Origin of the sequence: Granulicella pectinivorans (genome assembly GCF_900114625.1) — a bacterium.
GTDB classification, from domain to species: domain Bacteria; phylum Acidobacteriota; class Terriglobia; order Terriglobales; family Acidobacteriaceae; genus Edaphobacter; species Edaphobacter pectinivorans.
On the sequence record NZ_FOZL01000001.1, the window covers coordinates 2767939 to 2791498 of the forward strand.

The 23560-nt window shown below is 62.5% G+C and carries 15 protein-coding genes; 7 read left to right on the forward strand and 8 right to left on the reverse strand.

Features of this window, described 5'->3' with window-relative positions:
* Positions 1-44: 44 nt before the first annotated feature.
* The 4 genes from BM400_RS10945 to BM400_RS10960 are packed head-to-tail and all read right to left on the reverse strand — an operon-like array spanning position 45 to position 7324.
* Positions 45-1088: an NHL repeat-containing protein gene (locus tag BM400_RS10945; RefSeq protein ID WP_089839199.1), complete on the reverse strand. Its 1044-nt coding sequence runs from the start codon at positions 1086-1088 to the stop codon at positions 45-47.
* The gene (locus BM400_RS10950; RefSeq protein WP_141223887.1) at positions 1085-2440 is read right to left on the reverse strand and encodes a c-type cytochrome domain-containing protein; all 1356 of its coding nucleotides are present in this window, start codon (positions 2438-2440) and stop codon (positions 1085-1087) included. Before BM400_RS10950 ends, BM400_RS10945 begins: the two co-directional genes overlap by 4 nt.
* On the reverse strand, positions 2437-3972 hold the full coding sequence (locus BM400_RS10955; RefSeq protein WP_217644105.1) for a DUF1501 domain-containing protein: 1536 nt from the start codon (positions 3970-3972) through the stop codon (positions 2437-2439). The genes BM400_RS10950 and BM400_RS10955 overlap by 4 nt, the downstream gene beginning before the upstream one ends.
* Before the next feature lie 10 nt (positions 3973-3982).
* Complete coding sequence (locus tag BM400_RS10960; protein ID WP_141223888.1) at positions 3983-7324, reverse strand: DUF1553 domain-containing protein; 3342 nt, start codon at positions 7322-7324, stop codon at positions 3983-3985.
* A gap of 227 nt (positions 7325-7551) precedes the next feature.
* Here BM400_RS10960 and BM400_RS10965 point away from each other — a divergent pair, with 227 nt between their 5' ends.
* The 6 genes from BM400_RS10965 (at position 7552) to BM400_RS10990 (ending at position 17390) form a co-directional block, all read left to right on the forward strand.
* Positions 7552-8868, forward strand: a complete 1317-nt coding sequence (locus BM400_RS10965; protein ID WP_245781817.1) for an MFS transporter — start codon at positions 7552-7554, stop codon at positions 8866-8868.
* Entirely contained in the window at positions 8865-10862 is a 1998-nt protein-coding gene (locus BM400_RS10970) for a YjhG/YagF family D-xylonate dehydratase (RefSeq protein WP_281245498.1), read from the forward strand. The genes BM400_RS10965 and BM400_RS10970 overlap by 4 nt, the downstream gene beginning before the upstream one ends.
* Entirely contained in the window at positions 10859-11683 is an 825-nt protein-coding gene (locus tag BM400_RS10975) for a fumarylacetoacetate hydrolase family protein (protein ID WP_089839203.1), read from the forward strand. Before BM400_RS10970 ends, BM400_RS10975 begins: the two co-directional genes overlap by 4 nt.
* A 183-nt stretch (positions 11684-11866) precedes the next feature.
* Positions 11867-12958 (forward strand): homocysteine S-methyltransferase family protein, encoded by a 1092-nt coding sequence (locus BM400_RS10980; RefSeq protein WP_089841765.1) that lies wholly within the window; start codon positions 11867-11869, stop codon positions 12956-12958.
* The gene (gene metH / locus BM400_RS10985; protein WP_089839204.1) at positions 12955-15654 is read left to right on the forward strand and encodes a methionine synthase; all 2700 of its coding nucleotides are present in this window, start codon (positions 12955-12957) and stop codon (positions 15652-15654) included. The genes BM400_RS10980 and metH overlap by 4 nt, the downstream gene beginning before the upstream one ends.
* A gap of 38 nt (positions 15655-15692) precedes the next feature.
* Positions 15693-17390 carry an alpha/beta hydrolase-fold protein gene (locus tag BM400_RS10990; RefSeq protein WP_089839205.1) on the forward strand — a complete coding sequence of 566 codons (1698 nt, stop codon included), beginning with the start codon at positions 15693-15695 and terminating at the stop codon, positions 17388-17390.
* A 114-nt stretch (positions 17391-17504) separates the two neighbouring features.
* On the opposite strand, the gene BM400_RS10995 is transcribed toward BM400_RS10990, so the two are convergent.
* The 4 genes from BM400_RS10995 to BM400_RS21680 form a co-directional block, all read right to left on the reverse strand.
* Positions 17505-19196 (reverse strand): MFS transporter, encoded by a 1692-nt coding sequence (locus BM400_RS10995; protein ID WP_089839206.1) that lies wholly within the window; start codon positions 19194-19196, stop codon positions 17505-17507.
* 235 nt (positions 19197-19431) lie between these two features.
* Positions 19432-20571 (reverse strand): cystathionine beta-lyase, encoded by a 1140-nt coding sequence (locus tag BM400_RS11000; RefSeq protein WP_089839207.1) that lies wholly within the window; start codon positions 20569-20571, stop codon positions 19432-19434.
* On the reverse strand, positions 20568-21761 hold the full coding sequence (locus tag BM400_RS11005) for a trans-sulfuration enzyme family protein (protein WP_089839208.1): 1194 nt from the start codon (positions 21759-21761) through the stop codon (positions 20568-20570). The genes BM400_RS11000 and BM400_RS11005 overlap by 4 nt, the downstream gene beginning before the upstream one ends.
* Before the next feature lie 288 nt (positions 21762-22049).
* Positions 22050-22331, reverse strand: coding sequence for a hypothetical protein (locus tag BM400_RS21680; protein ID WP_141223889.1), 282 nt, complete (start codon positions 22329-22331; stop codon positions 22050-22052).
* A 190-nt stretch (positions 22332-22521) separates the two neighbouring features.
* Here BM400_RS21680 and BM400_RS11010 point away from each other — a divergent pair, with 190 nt between their 5' ends.
* Complete coding sequence (locus BM400_RS11010) at positions 22522-23514, forward strand: Gfo/Idh/MocA family protein (RefSeq protein WP_089841768.1); 993 nt, start codon at positions 22522-22524, stop codon at positions 23512-23514.
* Positions 23515-23560: the final 46 nt, after the last annotated feature.

Below are 23560 nucleotides of genomic sequence, written 5' to 3' on the forward strand. Positions count from 1 at the left end.
TCGACCATGCCCTTCCGGAAAGCTTCGCTCCTTCTTTGCTTTGCCTAAACTACTCGGCTCAACTTCGTCATCCGCCCCGTCTGGTTCCAGTCCGAGACATAGATATTTCCATCCCGGTCTACAAAGCATCCGTGCGCCGCGCTGAAGATCGCGGGCTTCACCTTCTCTGGAAGCACCTTGTAGTTCGCCCACTGCTCCTTCTCCGGGTTGTCGCCCAGGAAAGCCACCGGCGCATTGTTCCTGTCGAGCACCGTGACCCGTCCCTCCAACTCCGACACCACCGCATGATCGCCATGGAAGCTCACCTGACACGGCCGCCGCAGATGCTGCGTCACGTTGCTCACAAACTTCCCATCGAAGTCGTAGTGGCTCAGCCGGCGATTCTCGCGGTCGCATACCAGAAGCAGAGGCTGGTCATAGCGCGTATCGACTGCGAGCCCATGGCTGCAGTTGCACATTCCATCGGCGTCCCCCTTCCCTGAGAAACTGCCCCGATAAGCTCCCGTCTTGTCGAACCGGAAGATCCGCGAATCCCCATATCCATTGGCAATGAAGATCGATCCATCCGGCCCCGGAACCGCTGCGGTCAGCCTCCACTCGTTCGCAGCCTTGAAGCCGGCCTCCGCCGGAGCGGTAATTTTGAGCACCACCGTCCCATCCGTCTTCATCTTCACGAACAGCCAGTTGTCCGTGGGAGTTCCGTGCTGCACCGTTGCGTAGAAGTACTCCACACCACCCTCGGTCGCATGCACCAGCGAGTGGACCTCTGGGAACTCATGCGCCATCGTCCGCACGAACCGCCCATCGCTGTCGTACACCACAATGCCCGTGGCGCTCTGCGTGCTCACATACACGCGCCCCGCCGTGTCCGTCGCGATTGCGCCGTGCGTCCCACCCAGTGATATCCCCGTGGGCAACGCTCCCCACCCATCCGCTACCCGATAGGTCCACTCCCCATTGCCAGTCTGCGCTGCAGGCTCAGGCGCACGCTCTTCGGCAGCCTCGGCCCGCAAGGGAAGTGCAGCGGCGGTCATACCGGAAAGCGTCAAGAAGAAGCGGCGATCCAGCGGACGATTCGGAGTCTTCATAGCACCTTCTTGGCATCGGTCGCGACTGCAACGGGCTGCGCCGGAGTGTTGTACAGATAGAGATGAACCACGGTCTTGCTGGCGGCCAAAGGAGCCACCGCCGCCGCCGTTACCTGCGTGCTGCTCAGGTTCACATACGTCAGCTCGGGCAGTCGCAGAATCGCATCGATCCCGGCTCCCGTAACGCTCGTTCCTTCGAGGTGAATCGCCCGCAGATGCGGAAACTTCGCCAGCTTCGCAAATGCTGCATCCGTCACGCCGGAACGCCCCAGCTCCACCTCGACGATATACGGATACAGAGGCTCCAGCCTGGCTAGCTGCGCATCCCCAAATGTCTTTGAAGCATCCACGGTATTCAGGATCAACCCATCCCGCATGTTCTTCGACACCGGCATCAGCGTGCTGCCCGTCGCTTTTGACAGTTGCGCAATCTCCTCCATACGCCCCCTATAGTCCCCGACCTGCGGCAGAGGTTTATCCTTCTCGCGCACCGCAACGCCAACCAATGTGGATGCCGACTCCGAGGCCCCTTGCGCGATCCACGCTTTGATCAGCGCAACCTCCTCTGGCCGCAGCGGAGCTCGCCCCTCGGCCGGCATAAACTTCGCATGCTCACGCGGCAACATCACACGCTCGATCAGGAGGCTTTTCTCGGGATGCCCCGCGACGACGACAGGTCCATCCGATCCGCCCTTCATCAGCGCCCCGTACGTATCCATCCGCAGGCCTCCCTTCGCCTTGGATGCTCCATGGCACGCCACGCACTTCGCATCCATCACCGGATGAATCTGTTTTGCGTAGAAGGAATTTCCCGCCTGACTCTTGAACGGGGCAGGCAGATACTCTGTCAGATAGTTCTCTCCATGCGTCAGAGAACCGCCCTGATGTGCCGTCCACGCCAGCACCAGCATCACCCCAAATAGCAGCGAGGGATAGCTCCAATCCACTCGTCCTGCGCTCCACGCAGGCCGAATCAGCGCAGAGAGCAGCACCACGATCGTCAGGGCAATCCCGCCCCACATGTGCCGCGTTATGCCCGCACCCGCCTCGCCAGCGCCATAGGCAAGAAGATACCCGAGCACCAGGGACGCGATGCACGCAAGCACACTGAGCCCAAGCACAAACCCCGCTGCTTCCCGCAACGGAGGCCGCAGCCATCCGCAGAGCTCCAGCACCGGCACGAGCACCAGCAGCCCGATCGGCAGATGCACCATGAGAGGATGAAACCGCCCCAGAAACTGCTGCCAGTCGGCGTGCGGCTTGCCGTCCAGCCTGAAGACAAGCGGCAGCACAAGCAACATCGCACACGCCACCACAGGCGCAATCCAGGCTGGCTTTGCCTTCAACCTCAAGCCAGCAGCCCCTGAATCACGTTCGCCGGCGTCGTACCCGTCAGCTTCTGGTCCAGCCCCTGGAACTTGTACGTCAGCTTGTTATGGTCAATCCCCATGCAGTGCAGCAGTGTCGCGTTGAAGTCCCGTACGTGCACCGGATCCTTTACCACGTTGTAGCTGAACTCATCGGTCTCGCCATAGGTGATTCCCGGCCTTACCCCCGCGCCCGCCATCCACGTCGTGTAGCACCGCGGATGATGATCGCGGCCATAGTTCGTCGCCGAAAGGCCGCCCTGGCTGTACACCGTGCGGCCAAACTCCGCTCCCCAGATGACCAGCGTATCGTCCAACAGGCCCCGCTGCTTCAGGTCCGTCACCAGCGCATACGCGGGACGGTCCGTCTCCTGGCAAAGCACCGGCAGCAGCCCTACGACGTCAGCGTGCACATCCCAGCCACGCTTGTAGATCTGCGTAAACCGAACGCCACGCTCGGCCATGCGCCGAGCCATCAGACAGTTGTACGCAAACGTACCCGGCACCTTTGCATCCTGGCCGTACAGGTCCCACGTCGATTGTGGCTCCTTGCTCAGGTCCGAGAGCTCCGGCACGGAAGCCTGCATCCGGTATGCCATCTCGTACTGGGCAATGCGCGCGTTTGTCTCCGGATCGCCCAGCTCCTGGTACGCCTGGTGATTCATCTCGCCCACGGCGTCCAGCATCTTGCGCCGTACCTCGGTATTCACGCCAGCCGGATCGCTCAGGAACAATACCGGATCTCCGGCAGATCGCAATCCCACGCCTGCATGCTCCGACGATAGATACCCACTGCTCCATAGCCGTGACGACACCGGCTGGTTGTTCTCCTTCGGATTCGTCCTGCTCAGCAGCACCATGAATGCCGGCAGGTTGTCGTTCATGCTTCCCAGGCCATACGAAAGCCACGATCCGAGGCACGGCTTGCCTGCATTCATATTGCCCGTATTCAGCAGCATGATCGCGGGTTCATGGTTGATCGCGTCCGTGTTGGTCGACCGGATGATCGTCAGGTCGTCGACCATCTTCGCCGTATTGGGCAGCAGATCGCTCACCCAGGCGCCACTCTTGCCATACTGCTTGAAGTCCCAATGCGACGGCGCAATCGGAAAGCGGGCCTGTCCCGAGGTCATCCCGGTGAGTTGCTGCACACCACGTACCGACTCCGGCAAATCCTTGTCATACATCTGCGCCAGCCCGGGCTTGTAGTCCAGCAGATCCATCTGGGGTGGCGCCCCCGACATAAACAGGTAGATCGCCCTCTTCGCCTTCGGGGCGAAGTGCGGCAGCTTCAGCGTATCCGCCGCTGGAATTCCCGCAGCCTGTACGCGCGGGGTCAGCGCGGCATCGCCCATCAGGCTGGCCAGGCCGGCCCAGCCCAGAACCTTGCCGGCTCGGCCCAGGAAATGCCGGCGCGTCTGCAGGGCAGCCCACTCCGCCTTCAATCCTTCGGGAATCGGCAGGTCCATCACGGTCGGGCCGTGTTCGGGATCGGTGCACAAGGCATGCTGCTTCATCGTCGTCCTCCTACTTATTCACCGTCTCGTCCAGGTTCATCATCTCGCTGGCGACCATCGTCCACGCCGCCAGCTCTGGTGCCGGAATGGCCGGATTCCGCTTCTTCTCGCCCACCGCGACCAGCTTTTGCGCCGCTGCCGGATCGGCCCCGTAGTGCTGCTCCATCTGCGTCAGCGAGGCCGTCAGCACACCCTGCATCTGCGGCGTCGGCGTATGCGAGAGCACAATCTCGCTCATATACCGGATGCGTTCCTCGGGCTTCTTCCCACCCTCTACGATCACCCGCTCCGCCAGTGCCCGCGAAGCCTCGACCCACTGTACATCGTTCATCGTTACCAGGGCCTGCAGCGGCGTATCCGTCCTCTGCCGTCGTGTACACACCGTGTCGCGTGGCGGAGCATCGAACGCGTCCATGTCCGGTTCCATCGCCATCCGCTTCCACGTCGTATACATGCTGCGCCGGTAGAGCGCATCTCCATGCTCCTGCACATAGATCGTCGTATCGCTCGTCGGATACCCCACCGTCCAAACGTTGTCCGGCTGATAGGGCTTCACGCTCGGTCCACCGATCTTGTTCACCAGCAGGCCGCTCGTCTGCAGCGCGATATCCCGCAGCATCTCCGCATCCATGCGGAAGCGCGGCCCATGCGCGAGCAGCAGGTTGCGCGGATCCTTGTTGAGTTGCTCCGGAGTTGTCTTAGCGCTCTGCCGGTATGCCGCCGACATCACCATCAGCTTATACATGTGCTTCACATTCCAGCCGCTTTCGCGAAACTCCACCGCCAACCAATCGAGCAGTGCCGGATGGGTCGGCCTTCCGCCCATGATGCCGAAGTCTTCTGTCGTCTCTACCAGCCCGGTGCCGAAGACTTCGTTCCACATCCGGTTTACCGTTACCCGGGCCGTCAGCGGATTGTTCTTGCTCACCGTCCAGTCCGCCAGTGCCAGACGCGTATGAGGAACTCCCGTGGGAAGCTGCGGAAGAAAGTGTGGGACGTCCGCCTCCACTCTCTGCTTGCGCGCGCTATAGATGCCGCGGTCCAGAATATCCGCGTAGGCCAGCGAGGGCTTGTCCGCGGAGACGATCGTCAGATCGCCCCCCTCGGAGAGCTTCTCCATCTGTGTATTCAGCTCCGCGACCTTAGCCCCAATCTCCTTCGCGCGGGCGTCCACGCTTGTAAAGTAAAACTGGCTGACCGTATGCCTCTGGTCGCCGTTCCATTGCGTCGCAGGTTTGCTGACCACCTCGGCCACGTAGTCTTCATACGGGAGCCTCTTCGCCTCCGCGGCCGAAAGCCCACGCGCATAGAGCCTTACATCCTGGTACCGCGTATCGCGCGCCGGCTTCTCCTCCGGATACCGATACCCAAGCAACATCGGCACCGGCGTCTTGATGCTCGACCGCCCCAGCGTGTCCGAAACAACCCTGGTCGGTACGGCCACCCCGTCGATATAGATCCTGATTCCTGCGGCCTTGCCCGAGCCGTCGTACGTAAAAAAGATGTGCTGCCAGTCTCCGTGTGTCACCACCTCTTTCGTCGTCGAGACCTTCAGCAGCTTACCCACCAGCGGCTGTGGGGGAGGAGGTGGTGTCTTCGGCTTGGAAGCAGGTATCAGCTTCGGCTTCGGAGCCTGGCCGGGCTTTGGCTTCGAAGGCTTATCCTGCTGCACATCCATCTTGCCCGTAGCCTCGCTTACCAGGTCGACGCTGATGAAACCCTTGTCCGCGACCAGATCCCAACCCCTGCTCTTGTTGGTGGTATCCATCTTCGAGAGCAGCGTGCCGGTCAGCCTCCACGATGAGAGATTGGGCGAGGACCGCACCATCATCCATCCGCCCGTCGAGAACGGCTGGTTCCACTCGAAGTCACCCGCTTGACCCAGCGCAATATGCGTCGTCGTGTCCGTGCGAAAATCCGGCCAGAACCACGTCGTCTCTCCCCATTGCGGCTTGCCCATGCCGATCGGATAGCTCGCCGGATTCGCCCCGGGAGCGCTATTCGCCAGCGTCTCGCCCCCGCCCTCGTCCAGCCGTAACCGAACCTGCAACCCGGCATTCGACACCGGCACCGGCAGGTCGTGCGACGACTTCAACCACCGATCGACCGCCTCGCGATCCTTCGCACGGAGTCCATTCAATTCGCTCAGCAGCGCGGACCTCTGCTTGAGCGCACGGTTGTACGCCGCCAGATTCTGCTGCCTGGGAATCCGCAGGACCGGAGCCCAGTCCGGCTGATCCAGATTGAACGGCTCCTCGTTCATGTTGTTGAAGAAGGCGCTCAACTGGTAGAAGTCCTTCTGCGTCGTCGGATCGTACTTATGGTCGTGACACACCGCGCATCCGACGGTCAGCCCCATGAAAGCCGCACCGTATGCCTCGGCACGCTCTCGCGCAATGTTGAATCGCAGCTCTTCGGGGATTGTGCCGCCCTCGTTGCTGCTCACTCCCGACCGCACATATCCGCTCCCAATGATCGAATCGATCGATTGCGCCGGGAGCATGTCGCCTGCGATCTGCTCGCGTGCAAACTGGTCGAACGGCTTGTTCTCATTGAAGGACCGAATCAGATAATCCCGGTAGGGCCACGCATGACGGCTGTTGTCGTAGTGCAGACCATAGGTGTCGGCGTAGCGCGCATAGTCGAGCCAGTACCGGGTCCTCTGCTCTCCGTACGCCGGACTCGCCAGAAGCCTGTCGACCACACGCTCATACGCCTGCGGAGAACCGTCCCGCAGAAAAGCATCCACCTCCTGCGGCGTAGGGAGAAGCCCCGTCAGATCCAGCGTCACCCTCCGGATCAGGGTAGCCTTATCCGCTTCAGGCGAAGGCCGCAGACCCTCTTTGGTAAGCTTCGCCAAAATGAATCCATCGATTGCCGTACCAGCTTCTGGCACCACGGGCCGAGCAGGCTCCTCAAACGCCCAATGCGGACGATAGTGTGCGCCCTCCTTCACCCACTCTTTCAGGATTGCGATCTCCTCCGGCTTCATGGGTTTGGCCTCTCCCTCGGGCGACTGCGGCATCAGATGATGCGCATCCGTCGACTCGATTCGCCTGATCAGTTCGCTCTGCTCAGGATGCCCGGGAACGATCGCATCCGGCTTTCCCGGTCTCTTGCGAAAGGCCGACTCTTCCAGATCGAGCCTCAGCCCTGCCTTCCGCGCTGCCGGGTCCGGCCCATGGCAACTGAAGCAGTTGCTCGCCAGCACCGGCTGCACATCCTGGTTGAAGTCCAGCGCCTGCGTCCGCGCCACCGTCTTCGCACGACAGCCCGTCATCAGCACGCACACCACCACGCACCCCAAGGCGCGCATGGAGAACAGAACGGGCTTTCGATCGGAAGGTTTCACGCGCGGGATACTCTGCCTTTTTGAAAATCAACTTTGGCCTGTCAAAAACGGCTCCGTCAAACGGCACAGTCATCCTCTTCTCTCCAGGATGGAATCGTCAACCCTTTTTCGTGCAGGATCGACTGGGCACTCCACAAGCGTAGCCTCATCGCGCTACACTTCTCCCGCAAACGAAAACGATGCAACACGGCTCGCTCCGCGCAGTCGTCGAAAGGGAAACGCCCAGCGTGATCACGACGAGCCAGCGCCCCGCCGCCCCCGCAGTTCTCAAGGCAGACCTTTTCCGCCGCTGGTTTTTTATCCTCCCCGCCGTCTTCGTCACCTACTCGCTCGCCTATCTCGACCGTGCCAACTATGGCTTCGGCGTCGCCGCCGGCATGGCCTCTACTCTGGGCATTACCGGCCAGCAGACCTCCATGCTCTCGAGTGTCTTCTTCCTTGGATACTTCGCCTTCCAGCTCCCCGGCGCAACGCTGGCCAAAAAGTTCGGCGTCACCCGCCTCGTTTTCTTCCTTCTGGTCGCCTGGGGAAGCTTCGCCGCGCTCTCCGGCGTCATCACCTCGTATCCTCTTCTCCTCGCGGACCGATTCCTGCTCGGCACCGCCGAAAGCCTTATCTTTCCGGCGATGCTCGTGCTGCTCAATAGCTGGTTTACACGCTCCGAGCGCGGCAGGTCGAACGCCCTCCTTATCCTGGGCAACCCCCTTACCGTGCTCTGGATGTCCGTGATTACCGGTTACCTCATCCAGGCTGTCGGCTGGCAGAAGACCTTCATCTTCGAAGGCATCCCGTCCATCGTCTGGGCCTTCGTGTGGATCTTGGTCGTTCGCGACAAGCCCTCGAAGACCTGGTGGCTGAAGCCCGAGGCCGGAGCCGCCCTCGAACAAACCCTCACCGAAGAGCAGTTGGCCGTAGCACCAGTCGGAGCCGTCCGTCAGGCTCTCCTTCGTCCCGATGTCCTCCTTCTTGCCGTCCAGTACTTCGCCTGGAGCGTCGGCGTCTATGGCTTCGTCCTTTGGCTGCCGACCATCGTCCGGCAGGGAAGCGCCCTTGCCATGGGACGCACCGGTCTCCTCTCCGCCATCCCCTACCTGGCTGCTGTCCTGAGCATGCTCCTTGCCTCCTACCTCTCCGACCGCACCCAGCGCCGTGAATCCCTGGTTTGGCCGTTCCTGCTTGTCGCCGGCCTCGCCCTGCTTGGATCCTTCCTCACGGCGGAGCGCAGCGTTCTTGCCGCCTTTCTCTTCCTTATCCTCGGAGGCGCCGCCATGTACGCCCCGTATGGACCCTTCTTCGCGATCATCCCCGAACGCCTCCCCCGCAACGTCACGCCCGCGGTCCTCGCCCTCATCAACAGCGCCGGAGCTCTCGGCGGTTTTCTCGGCAGCTACTTCGTCGGTGCACTGCAGGCCGCGACCGGAAACCCGAAGGCCGGCTTTCTGCTCATGTCCCTGTCCCTCATTGTCTCGGCGGTGCTGCTGCTCTTTCTGCCCAAGGCTGCGCCATTGACGCCACCCCCTCTCACGCTGGAGAGTGGTGCATGATGCCCGATATTCCAGCAAGCCGCATTCTCGACACCGACCCCAAGCTCTTCGCCGAGGCGAAGACTCACGCGCCCGGCCCCGAGGGCGCGCTGCCCATCACGCCCGAGATGCTCCTGACACAGCCCTCCGGCAATCTGTTCGGACTGTCCCAGAGCGCAGGCATGGGCTGGGATGTCACCCGCCTCCTCGACCCTGAGTTCCTCATCCTCTCCACCCACGGAGGCCTCCGCGCCGCCGACGGCACCGCCATCGCCCTCGGCTTTCACACCGGTCACTGGGAGGTTGGACTTCTCGTCGGCGAAGCGGCTCGAGAGTTGAGGAACCTCCGCGCCATCCCCTATGCCGGAGCCGTCACCGACCCCTGCGACGGTCGCACCCAGGGCACCGCCGGCATGCTCGACTCTCTGCCCTATCGTAATGACGCCGCGATGGTCCTGCGCCGCCTCATGCGGTCGTTACCCACGCGCCGTGGCGTCCTGGGAGTCGCCACCTGCGACAAGGGGCTCCCCGCCATGATGATGGCACTCGCCTCCTCCGGCCCGTTACCCAGCATCCTCATCCCGGGCGGCGTCACGCTCTTGCCCGAGCAGGGCGAAGATGCCGGCGGCGTTCAGACCATCGGGGCACGCTACGCCCAGCAGCAGATTACCCTCAAATACGCCGCAGAGATGGGATGCCGCGCCTGTGCCACACCTGGAGGAGGCTGCCAGTTCCTCGGCACCGCCGCTACCTCGCAGGTCGTCGCCGAAGCTCTTGGCCTTTCTCTCCCTCACGCCGCTCTCTCGCCTTCGGGCCAGGCCATCTGGCTCGACGCCGCTGCCCGCTCCGCTCGCGCGATCCTGCACATGGCTCAGCGGAACATCGGTACCCGCGACATTCTCACGGATGCCGCCATCCGCAACGCGATGGTGCTCCACGCAGCCTTTGGCGGATCGACGAATCTGCTGTTGCATGTGCCCGCGATCGCCCACGCCGCCGGCCTCCGCCGGCCGGTCGCTGCAGACTGGTCTGCCGTCAACCGCGAGGTCCCACGCCTCGTTGACGCACTCCCCAACGGCCCCGGAAACTTCGCCACCGTACAGGTCTTCCTCGCCGGAGCCGTCCCCGAGGTCATGCTGCATCTCCGCCGCGCCGGTCTCCTCGATACTTCCGTCCTCACTGTCTCCGGCCAGACCCTGGATGAGAACCTCAACTGGTGGGAGCAAAGCGAGCGGCGGGCTCTCCTGCGCACACGCTTGACAGCTCTCGACGGCATCGATCCCGACGACGTCATCCTCTCCCCCGACCGGGCCCGCCAGCGCGGCCTCACCTCCACCGTCTGCTTCCCGGTCGGCAACCTCGCGCCCGACGGCTGCGTCATCAAGAGCACCTCCATCGATCCCACCCTCATCGGCGCCGACAGCACCTACCGCCACACCGGCCCCGCGCGCGTCTTCCTCACCGAATCCGCAGCCATCGACGCCATCAAGCAAGGCGCGGTCGGCCAAGGAGATGTCATCGTCCTCATCTGCGGAGGCCCCGCCGGAGCTGGCATGCAGGAGATCTACCAAATCACCTCTGCCCTCAAGAGCCTGCCCTTTTGCAAGCACGTGGCCGTCCTCACCGACGCTCGTTTCAGCGGGGTCTCCACCGGAGCCTGCATCGGACATATCTCTCCCGAGGCACTCGCTGGAGGCCCCATCGGCCGCATCCTCGAAGGCGACACCATCGAGATCGTCATCAACCGCAGCCAGCTTCACGGTACGGTGAACCTCATCGGGGAGGGTGACGAGCGATTCTCCCCGGAGGACGGCATCCAACGCCTTGCCTCGCGCGCGCCCCGGCCCGATCTCGCCCCGCACCCCGATCTTCCCGCCGACACCCGCCTCTGGGCCGCCCTCGTGCAGGCCAGTGGAGGCGTCTGGGGGGGATGCGTTTACGACACCGACACCATCGTCGCTCAGCTTCAGCGCGGCGCACTCTCAACCTCGACCTACGGAGACACCAACGCATGAAACTCTATCGCACCATTCAGGGCATCGTCGTCGAAGAGAACGCCAACTTTTACCGCGTCGATACGCAGGACTGGAATAGCCTCCTCCGCGACCCGCACCTCTATGACATCGCGCACAGCAGCATCCGCGAGTCCAACCTTGTCGCCTTCCACCCCGCCTCCGTCTGCGCCCCTATCCACGACCAGCAGGTCTGGGCCGCCGGTGTTACCTACTACCGCAGCCGCTCCGCACGCATCGAGGAATCGAAAGACGCTGGCGGAGGCACCTTCTACGACCGCGTCTACTCCGCCGTCCGTCCGGAGCTCTTCTTCAAATCCACCGGACGCCGCGTCATCGGTCCCAACGGTCCCGTCCGCATCCGCAAAGACGCCACCTGGTCCGTGCCCGAGCCTGAGCTCACCCTCTTTGTCGCCCCCACCGGACACATTGCGGGCTACACGATCGGCAACGACATGAGCTCCCGCGACATTGAGGGCGAGAACCCCCTCTATCTGCCGCAGGCCAAGATGTACGACGGAGCCTGCGCGATTGGTCCTTGCATCCTCCTCGCCTCCGAGCCGATTCCCACTACCACAACGATCGGAATCGTCATCGAGCGCAACCACGCCGAGGTCTTCGCCGGCACCACCACGTTAGCCGAGCTCAAGCGCGATCCCAAAGAACTGGTTGAATTCCTCTTCCGCGAGACGGCCTTCCCCAATGGCGTCTTTCTCATGACCGGCACCGGCATCGTCCCCGAGGACAACTTCACCCTGGCTCACGGCGACCACATTCGCATCACCATTGAGGGCATCGGCACCCTCGAAAACACCGTAGCCTAGCCCGCCGCCAATCCAGGTGCCCCACATCTCGATTCTGAGATGTGGGCTGCTGCCCATGAACCCTTCCCGAACCCAGGTCATCGAATAGCCAGGCCCATGGCCTAGCTATAATCGGAAGATGTGCCCCAACACCCGGATCATTCTCAAAACTACCCTCCGGTGCGGTGCCACATGCAGGAATCGATGACCCAGACCACCATCCATCCCCTCGAAGCCATTCTGAAGGAACGCATCGCCATCATCGACGGCGCGATGGGCACGACCATCCGCACCTACGGCATGCACGAGGCCGACATCCGCGGCGAGCGCTTCCGCGACTCCGACAAGGACCTCCTCAACAACGGGGATCTCTTCTCCCTCACGCAGCCGGACATGATCTGCGACATCCACCGCCGCTTCCTCGAGGCCGGTGCCGACATCATCGAGACCAATACCTTCGGCGCGACCTCCATCACGCAGTCCGAGTTCTTCGTCGACGACCCCCGCGAAACCGGCGGCCGCAAAGACCCCGAGTTCTATCAGAAGATCATCGAAGACCAGTCTCTCCGCGACCTCGCCTGGGAGATCAACGAAACCTCCGCCCGCCAGTGCCGCGAGTGGGCCGACCGCGTCGGGAACGAGACCGGCCGCCAGCGCTTCGTGGCCGGAGCCATCGGGCCGCTCACCGTTTCGCTCTCGAACTCCCCCGACGCCGATGACGCCGGCTTCCGCGTCGTCACCTTCGACCAGGTCAAGACGGCCTACATGGAAGAGGTCCGCGCCCTCATCGCCGGAGGCTCCGACCTGCTGCTCGTCGAGACCATCTTCGACTCCCTCAACGCCAAAGCCGCCCTCGTCGCCATCCGCGAAGTCTTCGACGCCGACAAGGTTCAGCTCCCCATCATGATCTCCGCCGCCGTAGGCCGCGGCGGCGAGACGCTCATCTCCGCGCAGACCACTGAGGCCTTCTGGACCGCCGTGAAGCACGTAAAGCCCCTCTCCGTCGGCCTCAACTGCTCGCTAGGCCCGGACCTCATGTACCCCTTCCTATCGGAGCTCTCCGAGAAAGCCGACGTGGCGATCTCCGCCTACCCCAACGCCGGCCTGCCCAATCCTCTGTCTGAGACTGGCTTCGACCTCGGCCCGCCCGACATGGCCCGCTTCCTCGGGAACTTCGCGAACGACGGCCTCATCAACATCGCCGGAGGCTGCTGCGGCAACACGCCCGAGCACATCGCCGCCATCGCGAAAGCCCTCGAAGGCAAAGCCCCCCGCGCCTTGAAAGGGGCTGCATGACCGAGACCAAACCCCTGCGCCTCTCCGGCTCCCAGCCCTTCACCCAGCAGCCCGGCGTCTACATGATGATCGGCGAGCGCACCAACGTAGCCGGCTCGCCCAAGTTCGCCCGCCTCATCAAGGAAGGCAAGTACGAAGAAGCGGTCGCCATCGCCCGCCAGCAGACCGAGAACGGCGCCAACGTCATCGACATCTGCATGGACGAGGGCATGATCGACGGCGTAGCCGCCATGACCCGCTTCCTCCAGCTCTTAGCCTCTGAGCCGGAGGTCGCCAAAGTCCCCTTCATGGTCGACTCCTCCAAGTGGGAGGTCATCGAGGCTGGCCTCAAGACCCTGCAAGGCAAGGGCATCGTCAACTCCATCTCGCTCAAGGAAGGCGAAGAGAAGTTCCGCGAAAACGCCGCCAAAGTCCTCAAGTACGGAGCCGCCGTCGTCGTCATGGCCTTCGACGAAAACGGCCAGGCCGCCACCTACGCCGAGAAGATCCGCATCTGCGAGCGCGCCTACCGCATACTCGTCGACGAAGTAGGCTTTCCCCCCGAAGACATCATCTTCGACCCCAACATCCTCACCGTAGCCACCGGCATGGAGGAACACAACAACTACGCGGTCGACTTCATCGAAGCCACACGCTGGATCAAGGCCAACCTCCCCCACGCCAAGGTGAGCGGCGGCGTCTCCAACATCAGCTTCTCCTTCCGCGGCAACAACAAGGTCCGCGAGGCCATGCACTCCGCCTTCCTCTACCACGCCATCGCCGCCGGCATGGACATGGGCATCGTCAACGCAGGCATGCTCGAGGTCTACGAAGAGATCGAGCCGGAGCTCAAGGTTCTCGTAGAGGACGTCCTCCTCAACCGCCGCCCCGACGCCACCGAGCGCCTCGTCGAATTCGGCGAATCCCTCAAACACGTAGGCACAGCTGTCACCGAGAAGAAAACGGAGGAATGGCGCAACGGCACCGTTGAGGAGCGCCTCTCGCACGCGCTGGTGAAGGGAATCGACACCTACATCGAGATCGACGCCGAAGAAGCCCGCGTCCAACTAGGCCGCCCCCTTCTCGTCATCGAAGGCCCCCTCATGGCCGGCATGTCCGTCGTCGGCGACCTCTTCGGCGCAGGCAAGATGTTCCTCCCGCAGGTCGTCAAATCCGCCCGCGTCATGAAGAAGGCCGTCGCCCACCTCACGCCCTTCATGGAAGAAGAGAAGCGAGCCATGGAGGCCGCCGGACAGATCGTCAAGGCGCAGGGTAAGATCATCCTCGCCACCGTCAAGGGCGACGTCCACGACATCGGCAAGAACATCGTCGGCGTGGTCCTCGCCTGCAACAACTACGACGTCATCGACCTCGGCGTCATGGTCTCCTGCGAAAAGATCCTGCAACGCGCCCGCGAAGAAAAGGCTGACATGATCGGCCTCTCCGGCCTCATCACCCCATCCCTCGACGAGATGGTCCACGTAGCGAAAGAGATGGAGCGCCAGTCCTTCAAGCTCCCTCTTCTCATTGGCGGAGCAACCACCAGCCGGGCCCACACCGCGGTCAAGATCGCCCCGCACTACAGCGAGCCGGTCGTCCATGTCCTCGACGCAAGCCGCGCCGTTGGCGTTACCACCAGCCTTCTCTCGGAAGACGGCAAGGACGTCTTCGTCGCCCAGCACCGCAGCGACTACGAGGCCATCCGCAAACAGTATTCTGCCCCCAAGCTTGCGATCACCCCGCTCGCCGAAGCCCGCGCACGCCGCACCCCCATCGAGTGGCGCCCCGAAGACATCCCAACGCCCGCCTTCACCGGCGTCCGCGTCCTCGATAACTTCCCGCTAGCCACCCTCCGCGAGTACATCGACTGGTCCCCCTTCTTCCACACCTGGGGCCTCAAGGGCATCTTCCCCCGCATCCTCGAAGATGAGCGGCAGGGAAGCGAAGCTCGCCGCGTCTACACCGACGGCAACAAGCTCCTTGACACGATGATCGCCGAAAACTGGATGACCGCGCGCGGCGTCTACGGCTTCTTCCCGGCCGCTGCCTTTGGCGACGACGTCCAGCTCTACACCGATGAGGCCCGCACCGAACCCCTCGCCCGCCTGCACTTCCTCCGTCAGCAGTCCAACCGCGACGGAGGCGAACCCTGCCGCTCCCTCGCCGACTTCATCGCCCCGAGCGAAACCAGTCTCCCCGACCATGTAGGAGCCTTTGCCGTCACCACCGGCATCGGCCTCGCCGCCATCACCGAGCGCTTCCGCCAGGACAACGACGACTACAACGCCATCATGGCCGAAGCCCTCGCCGACCGCCTCGCCGAAGCCTTCGCCGAGTGCCTCCACAAGCGCGTCCGCGACGAATGGGAGTACGGCCTCGACGAGCCCTGGACCCCCGAAGAACTCATCCAGGAAAAGTACCGAGGCATCCGCCCCGCCCCCGGCTACCCCGCCTGCCCCGACCACACCGAAAAAGGCACCCTCTGGACCCTGCTCGACGTAGAAGCCAACACCGGCATGAAGATCACCGAATCCTTCGCCATGTGGCCCGGCTCCAGCGTCAGCGGCATCTACTTCGCGCACCCTGAGTCCCGCTATTTCTCGTTGGGCAAGATCGACCGCGACCAGGCCGCCGACTACGCCGAGCGCAAAGGCATGACGGTCGCCGAAGTAGAACGCTGGCTTAGTCAGAGCCTCAACTACGACACCGCGGAATAGCGCACGCCTTCCGCGGTGTTGTAGATTGAAGTCAATTCATGAAAACCCTTCTCTCGGCCGCCCTCCTGGTCCTCGCCTCCGCGTCCTCCCTCGCCCAGAAGATCGAGGTCATTGTCCCCACGAAAGCTCCTCTGCACGGCCACCTCATCGTCGTCTTCAGCAAGAACGAAAAGTCCGAGCCCCGCATGCAGATGGACGAGCGCTACGAGTCCGCGCAGGGGTTCGGCGTGGATGTGGGGATCGACGGAATCCCCGCCCCCGGCACCATCACGGTCGATGCTAAGACCTTCGGCTACCCACTCCGTTCACTCACCGAGATTCCCGCCGGCGACTACTTCGTCCAGGGCGTCTTCAACCTCTATGAGGAGTTCCACCTCGGCTCCGGCAAGACCGTATGGCTCTCTCCCGACAAGGGCGAAGGTCAGAAGTGGAACCGCAAGCCCGGCAACCCCTACTCCCGTCCGGTGAAGGTCCACTTCGACCCCAAATCCACCATCAAGCTCACCCTCGACCAGACCATGCCCGAGATCAAGGGCACGCCGCAGGATCCCGAGGTCATCGCCCAGCACGCGCCAGAGTCCAGATGGCTCAAGTACATGCGCTTCAAGAGCGAAAAACTGAGCAAATTCTGGGGTCGCGACACCTATCTCGGCGCATGGGTTCTCCTCCCCGACGGCTTCGACGAACACCCCGACGCCCACTATCCCCTCGTCGTCTGGCAGGACCACTACAGCGCCGGCCCCAGGCCCGCCTTCACCGCGACCGGCCCCAAGGGCCCCGGTGCCGCTCGCGCTGTCGCCGGCTATAACTTCTTTCAGGACTGGACCCACGGCCGCGTCCCACGCGTCATCATCCTCTTCGTCCAGAACGCCAACCCCTACTACGACGACAGCTACGTGGTCGATTCGGCCAATGTAGGCCCCTATGGCTCGGCCATCAACGACGAACTCATCCCGGCCGTCGAATCCAAATACCGCGGCATCGGCCAGGGCTGGGCTCGCGCCACCATGGGCGGATCCACCGGCGGATGGGAGTCGCTCGCCACCCAGATCTTCTACCCCGACAGCTACAACGGCACCTGGTCCGCCTGCCCCGATCCCGTCGACTTCCACGCCTACCAGAACATCAATCTCTACGACGACAAGAACGCCTTCTACCGCCGTGGCGACTTCGGCGAGGTTCCTACCGCGGGCGACCGTGAGCCGGACGGCACCATCACCGCCACCGCAGCGGGCGAGTTTGCCTACGAGTACGTTCTCGGCACCCACGGACGCTCCACCGAACAATGGATGATCTGGCAGGCCGTCTTCTCCCCGCAGGGAGCCGATGGCTATCCCGCGGAAGTGCTCGATTCGAAGACCGGCGAGATCGACCCCAAGGTCGTGCAGTACTGGCACGATCACTACGACCTCGCCGCGATCCTCAAGCGCGACTGGCCCACCCTCGGTCCCAAGCTTGAGGGCAAGCTGCACATCCAGGTCGGCGACGGCGACACCTATTTTCTCAACAACGCCGTACACCTGCTCGACAAGCAGCTTCAGGCCAGCGTGAACCCGCACAGCGACGCGCAGTTCCAGTACGGCCCCGGCATGCCTCACTGCTACACCGGCGGCCCGTCGGAGTACACCATGCAGCAGAACAACGCCAACTGGGCCCAGCGCGTCATCCCCCAGATGACCGAGCACATGGTCAAAACCGCCCCCGCCGGGGCCGACGTCAAAAGCTGGATGTACTAGGCAGAAATAAGCCGTCGACCCACAACCAAGAAAAGAAAGACGGATAAGCAAGCGCTTTGCTTGCACGTATCCGTCTTTCATTCATTTACTCCCGGTTGCGTGTTGCTTGTCGATTCAGGCCGTCTTCTTCTCAAACCCCAATTCAATCTCCTCGAGCGTCTTGCCCTTTGTCTCCGGCAGGAAGAACACAGCGATCGCGAAGTAGAGCACCGTGCAGGCCGCCCAGAACCCGAACATCGCCGCATACCCGTAGCTTCCGACCGTGGGCAGGAATAACCCCGCGATCAACGTGGAGACTCCCTGGTTGATGAGAAGCGCGATGCCCATCCCGTTCGAGCGAATCCGTGTCGGCATCAGCTCCGACAATGCCAGCCACACCACCACGCCCGGTCCAGCCGAGTATGAGGCGATAAAGAGAGCCACGCACAGAGCGATGATCCAGCCTGTCTGTTCGCTCGGAATCGCTCCGTACATCGCTCGCTTCAGCACCAGCGGAGCCTTCGGGGCAGCCGCATCCGGATGGATCGTCAGCAGTCCGTCGCCCTCATCGCTCAGCGCCGTCGCCACCTTCTCGCCATCGCCATAGCTGTACAGCACCGTCACGCTGGTCGGCGCACCGCTCGCACTCCCTGCCATCAGCGTCTTCAGTGGAACGTCCACTGCGTTGCCACGTACCTGCGCCTGCACCGCCGGCATCACATCCAGTCTCTTCGCCTCGAACGAGTGGAAGAAGAAGGCTGCCGCCGCCAGCGAGATCACGATTCCGCCCGTGCCGATCATCAGCAGGAACTTCCGTCCCTTGCGATCGACCAGCGCCACCGCGACGATGGTCATCACGCAGTTCAGCATCTTCACTGAGAGGTCGCCCTGTGTGGCATGCTGTGCGTTCATGCCCGCCTGCCGCAGAATCACGACCAGGTACCCAAGAATCGAGTTGATGCCCGTGGCCTGATTTAGCCCCAGAATCAGGCACGCCAGCACAAATGGAATGATGTACTTCCGCTGCAGGAGCGATCCACCGCCCTTCGCGCCTTCGCCCTTCGTCTTCTCGTCGGCCAGCGTCTGCATCTCTGCCAACTGCCTCTGCGCCTCGGCCTCGGGCGAGGACCGCCGCAGCGAAGCCAGCGCCGCCTCCACCTTGCCCTTGCGGAACAGCCAGCGCGGCGTCTCGCTGATGAAGAAGCTGCCGAAAAAGAAGATCAACCCGGGATACACGACCGAAAGAAACATGGCGCGCCACGCATGATTCTGCGCCGCATAGATCAGGTCCGCATTGCCATGGGCCGCAGCAATCGCGCTCTCCGCCTGGTGCGTGTAGTAGAGCCCCGCGAACGAGGCGATCACGATGCCCACCGTGAGCATGAACTGGAAGACCGCCGATCCGCTCCCGCGATGTTCCGCACTCAGCGCCTCCGCCAGATAGAGCGGTACAACGACGGCGATTACGCCACCGCTCATGCCCTGCAAAAGGCGCCCGATAAACAGAGGCACAAATCCATGCGAGATGACGATCAAGCCAACGCTCGCTACGAACATCAGGCCGCTGACGATCATCATCGTCTTGCGTCCCAGCAGATCGGCAAAGAAGCCCGCGACCAGCGACGACAGCATGCTCCCACCCAGAACCGCGGCTACGATCATCGACGTCTGTTCGAGCGAGAGGCTGATCGTCTTGCCCAGGTACAGCAGAGCCGCCGAGATGATGCCCACATCGATCCCGTACAGCAACCCGCCCATACCCGCGATGAAGAGGAGAAACTTCCCGTAGCCGATCCTGTCGGCTAAGCCTGCCTTTGTAGCATCCATGGACACCGATCCCTGAAGAGATACATGGATGCTATCGCAAAGCCTGGCCTCGCGGCGCTTGCCGATTGGACAGATGCCTTAGATCTCCTGCTGGGCCTGTTGATCGAGAGCAGAACTCCTTGCCGACCAACGGAAGCCCCGCGTTCTCCGATAGCGCCATGAACCGGTATACGAGTCACGCAGTGACCGCCCCGCGTCTAGTGGGACCGTCCGGCAGGACCATCGCCTTGAGCCCCTAAACCAGCTTCAGCGCCGCCTCAAGATCCGCAATCAACTCATCGCAGTCCTCGATCCCCACCGATACCCGTATCAACTCCGCCGGAATCCCCCTGGCGTCTTTGAGCGCAGCCGGTGTGCTCGCATGCGACATCTTCAGCGGAACGCTGATCGTCGAGTTCACGCTCCCAAAGCTGACTGCGATCTTGAACAGCTCCGTCTTTTCTGCAACGATCTTCGCTGCCGCCGCTGAGCCGACCGCGAAGCTTAACACCGCTCCGCCGCCGCGCGCCTGCCTCATCTGTACGGCGTACCCGGGATGAAAAGGCATTCCCGGATAATGGACCGCCGCGACCTTTGCGTGACCCTGCAAAAACTCCGCGATCCGCAGGGCGTTTGCCTGCTGCGCATCCATCCGCAGCTTCAGCGTCTTCAGCCCACGCAGCACCAGATAGCAGTCGAAAGGCCCCAATGCCGTCCCTTCCGCGTTCTGCAGGAAGTAGACCTGCCGGGCCAGCTCCTCGTCCTTGACGACGACCGCCCCGCCGGTGACATCGCTGTGCCCACTGAGGAACTTGGTCGCCGAATGAATCACGATATCCGCACCCAACTCCAGCGGATTCTGTAAATACGGCGACATCGTGCTGCTGTCGACCACCACCAGTACCCCACGCTCCTTCGCCACCGCGGCAATCGCCGCCAGGTCGATAATTCGCAGCAGGGGATTCGTCGGCGACTCCAGGTACACCATCTTCGTCGCCGGAGAGATCGCCGCCGAGACCTGCGCCACATCCGAGGCATCGACATACCGCACCGTAACGCCCGCCCGGTCGATCACCTCGCCAAACAGCCGCGTCGCCCCGCCATACAGATCCCAGTCCGCCACGATCTCGTCGCCCGCCTTCAGCAGACGCGTCACATTGGAGATCGCCGCCATGCCGCTGGCGAAGCAGAATGCGCGGCTCCCTCCTTCGAGAGCTGCGATCTGGTCTTCCAGCACACGCCGCGTAGGGTTGCCGCTGCGCGAGTAGTCGTATTCTCCAAAGCTGTCCGCATGCTCCTGCTCGAAGGTCGCCGTCTGGTAGATCGGCGTGCTCATCGGGCTGTACGGGTCTCTAGGCGCCACATCGTAGTGAACCAGCCGGGTCGCGAACTTCACTTCGAACCTCCGAAGATCACGTCGAACGCCTGCTCAAAATCCTTGATTAGATCGATCGGCGACTCCAGGCCCACCGACAGACGAATCAACCGGTCCGAGATCCCAAGCCGTTCCCGCAGCTCCACCGTCAGGTCACAGTGAGAAGCTGTGGCCGGATTTGTAATCAACGTCTCCACGCTTCCCAGACTCTCCGCGCAGGTGCACAGCTTCAGCGCCTTCATGAAGCGCAGCGACTCGTCGGTGGTGGCGTTGAGCTCGAACGACAACATCCCGCCAAAGCCCTTCTGCTGCTTGACGGCGAGCGCATGCTGCGGAAACGAGGCTAGTCCTGGATAGTTCACGTGGTAGACGCGCGGATGCTTTTCCAGCCACTCCGCCACCTGCTGGGCATGGCTGCAATGCATCGCCAGCCGGGCCGGCAGTGTCTTCACGCCCTGGATCGTCAGCCACGCGTCCTGCGGAGCCTGGATCGTGCCGATGATCTTCCGCACAAACCGCAGCCGGTCCATGATGACGGCATCGTGGCAGGCCAGCGACCCGCCGATCGTGGCGTTATGCCCGTCAATGTACTTCGTCGTCGACAGCATGGAGATATCCGCGCCCAGCTCCAGGCAGTTCTGCAACAGAGGCGTGAGGAAGGTATTGTCCACGCCGAACAGCACGTTTTCGTGCCGATGCGCGATCTCCGCCAGCGCCTTCACGTCGGACAACCGCAGCGTGGGGTTGGCCGGCGTCTCCGCGAAAATCAGCCGCGTATTCGGCTTGATCCCGGCCTCGACCGCGGCCAGATCCGCCGTGTCAATAAACGTGTACTGGACATCGAAGTGCGTCAGCACCTGTTCGAAGAGGCGCGTTGTTCCGCCGTAGATTACCTCGGACAGAATCACATGGTCGCCCGACTTCAGCAGCCCCATGCACAGCGTGGTGATCGCCGCCATGCCGCTCCGGAAACAGAGCGCCTGCTCGGTCCCTTCGATCGCGGCGATCGACTGTTCGAGCGCGTTGACCGTGGGGTTAGCGCCACGCGAGTAACCATAGCCTTTGGTCACTCCCACGCTCTCGTGGATGTACGTGGCCGTCTGATGAACCGGAAAAAGAATGGAGTTGGACTGGCTCTCGTACACGCGGTTGGAGTGGATCACCAGCGTGGAGGGCTGAAAGGCGGGACGTTCGGATAACGGGTCGGACACAGAAATTCTCCTTGGCAACTGAGCAGGACAACAGAAAACGAGGTCGGAGAGAAGTTGGCCCCAGACGGCTGCTCAGAGAAGGGAAGTGGACGAAACGGTCACTACACCAACACTGGCCTTACGCCGCCTGGGGCGGACATGGCCATAGGCATTCGGAATGTCGTGTCAGCGAGATGCATCGAGTCTTGGTCACCGTCCAAAGTCTATCGTATCGTGACCCGCCAAGACGAACAACGCCCGCCCCGGAACATCCGGAACAGGCGTCATGTTTCTACGAAGATTGCTCTGTCAGGCAAGCCGTTTCGCAATCAGATAGGGTCGGCCAGCATCTACCGTCTCCGGCTGTACCGGAAAGGGAAGCGCAGGCATCGGACGGCGGCGTTGAATCTGTTCTCCCGCCGCCCGCCACGTCTGGACGACGTAGCTTTCACTGCATGTCGAACAAATCCATACGTACTTCTTCCGGCTCTGCCCCGGAGTGGCCTCGATCGGCGTATCGATAAGGTGCAGTCGGCCCGACTGCAACGTGGATTGCGAAGCGTGGCATCCTGGAATCGCGCAAGTGAGCATGGTGTCTACTCCGATAGATAAAGTCTTGCAGGCTTTGAACAGGTCTTCCGTGATCTCTGTCACTGGAATCCTGATCGAGACGAAGGTGAAAAGGGGAGGTTAGTCTCGTTCATCGGGGAGCCGGCCCGAAAGGTTTAGGTCACGCGTGCAGGGGTGTGACACAAAGGTCGTTAGCAGTATGATGTCCGACATGGAAAAGAAGTTGCGTTGGGGTGTACTCAGTACTGCGGCAATCGGCCTTAAAAAAGTTTTACCCGCCATGCAGCTCGGCGAATATGTCTCCGTCGACGCGATCGCCTCCCGCAACCTCATGAAAGCAGAGGAAGCCGCCGCCGTTCTCGGCATTCCGCGCGCTTACGGCAGCTACGAAGAGCTCCTCGCCGATCCCGACATCGACGCGGTCTATAACCCTTTACCCAACGACCTCCACGTCCCTTGGACCATCAAAGCCGCCGAGGCAGGCAAGCATGTCCTCTGCGAAAAGCCCCTCGCCCTGACCGCTGCCGAAGCGGAGAGCCTCCTCGAAGTCCGCGCCCGCACGGGCGTCCAGATCGGCGAGGCCTTTATGGTCGACTGCCATCCGCAGTGGCTCCGCACCCAGGCTCTCCTCCGCGAGGGCGACATCGGCGATCTCCGCGCCGTCTACGGACACTTCAGCTACACCAACGTCAATCCCGACAATATCCGCAACAAGATCGAGCAGGGCGGCGGCGGCCTCATGGACATCGGCTGCTACCTCATCCATGCCGCCCGCTACGCCTTCGCCGCAGAGCCCCTCCGCGTCGTCGCCCTCGTCGAACGCGACCCCACCATGAAGACCGACCGCCTCACCTCGGCCCTCATGGAGTTTTCCGGTGGCCAGGCGATCTTCACCTGCAGCACCCAGCTCGTGCCCTACCAGCGCGTCCAGTTCCTCGGCACCAAGGGCCGCATCGAGATCGAGATCCCCTTCAACGCCCCGCCCGACCGCCCAACCCGTCTCATCGTAGACACCGGAGCCGGCCCCATCGAAGAGACCTTCCGTATCTGCGACCAGTACACCCTGCAAGGCGATGCCTTCTCGAAGGCCGTTCTCGAGAACACGGAGGTTCCCGTTACGGTAGAAAACGCCATCGCGAACATGAAGGTGATCGACGCCATCTTCCGTTCCGCCGAAACCAGCCAATGGGAGAAGGTCTCCTAGCGCCACCACTCCGGGTGCCCCACATCTCGCATGTGAGACGTGGGTA

Excerpts from the sequence above, each read along its gene's own strand:
- BM400_RS11010 (WP_089841768.1), top strand. The coding sequence starts at position 22,522 with ATGGAAAAGAAGTTGCGTTGGGGTGTACTCAGTACTGCGGCAATCGGC.
- BM400_RS10955 (WP_217644105.1), bottom strand. The coding sequence starts at position 3,972 with ATGAAGCAGCATGCCTTGTGCACCGATCCCGAACACGGCCCGACCGTG.
- BM400_RS21680 (WP_141223889.1), bottom strand. The coding sequence starts at position 22,331 with ATGCTCACTTGCGCGATTCCAGGATGCCACGCTTCGCAATCCACGTTG.
- BM400_RS10995 (WP_089839206.1), bottom strand. The coding sequence starts at position 19,196 with ATGGATGCTACAAAGGCAGGCTTAGCCGACAGGATCGGCTACGGGAAG.
- BM400_RS10980 (WP_089841765.1), top strand. The coding sequence starts at position 11,867 with ATGACCCAGACCACCATCCATCCCCTCGAAGCCATTCTGAAGGAACGC.
- BM400_RS10990 (WP_089839205.1), top strand. The coding sequence starts at position 15,693 with ATGAAAACCCTTCTCTCGGCCGCCCTCCTGGTCCTCGCCTCCGCGTCC.
- BM400_RS10975 (WP_089839203.1), top strand. The coding sequence starts at position 10,859 with ATGAAACTCTATCGCACCATTCAGGGCATCGTCGTCGAAGAGAACGCC.
- BM400_RS10945 (WP_089839199.1), bottom strand. The coding sequence starts at position 1,088 with ATGAAGACTCCGAATCGTCCGCTGGATCGCCGCTTCTTCTTGACGCTT.
- metH (WP_089839204.1), top strand. The coding sequence starts at position 12,955 with ATGACCGAGACCAAACCCCTGCGCCTCTCCGGCTCCCAGCCCTTCACC.
- BM400_RS10970 (WP_281245498.1), top strand. The coding sequence starts at position 8,865 with ATGATGCCCGATATTCCAGCAAGCCGCATTCTCGACACCGACCCCAAG.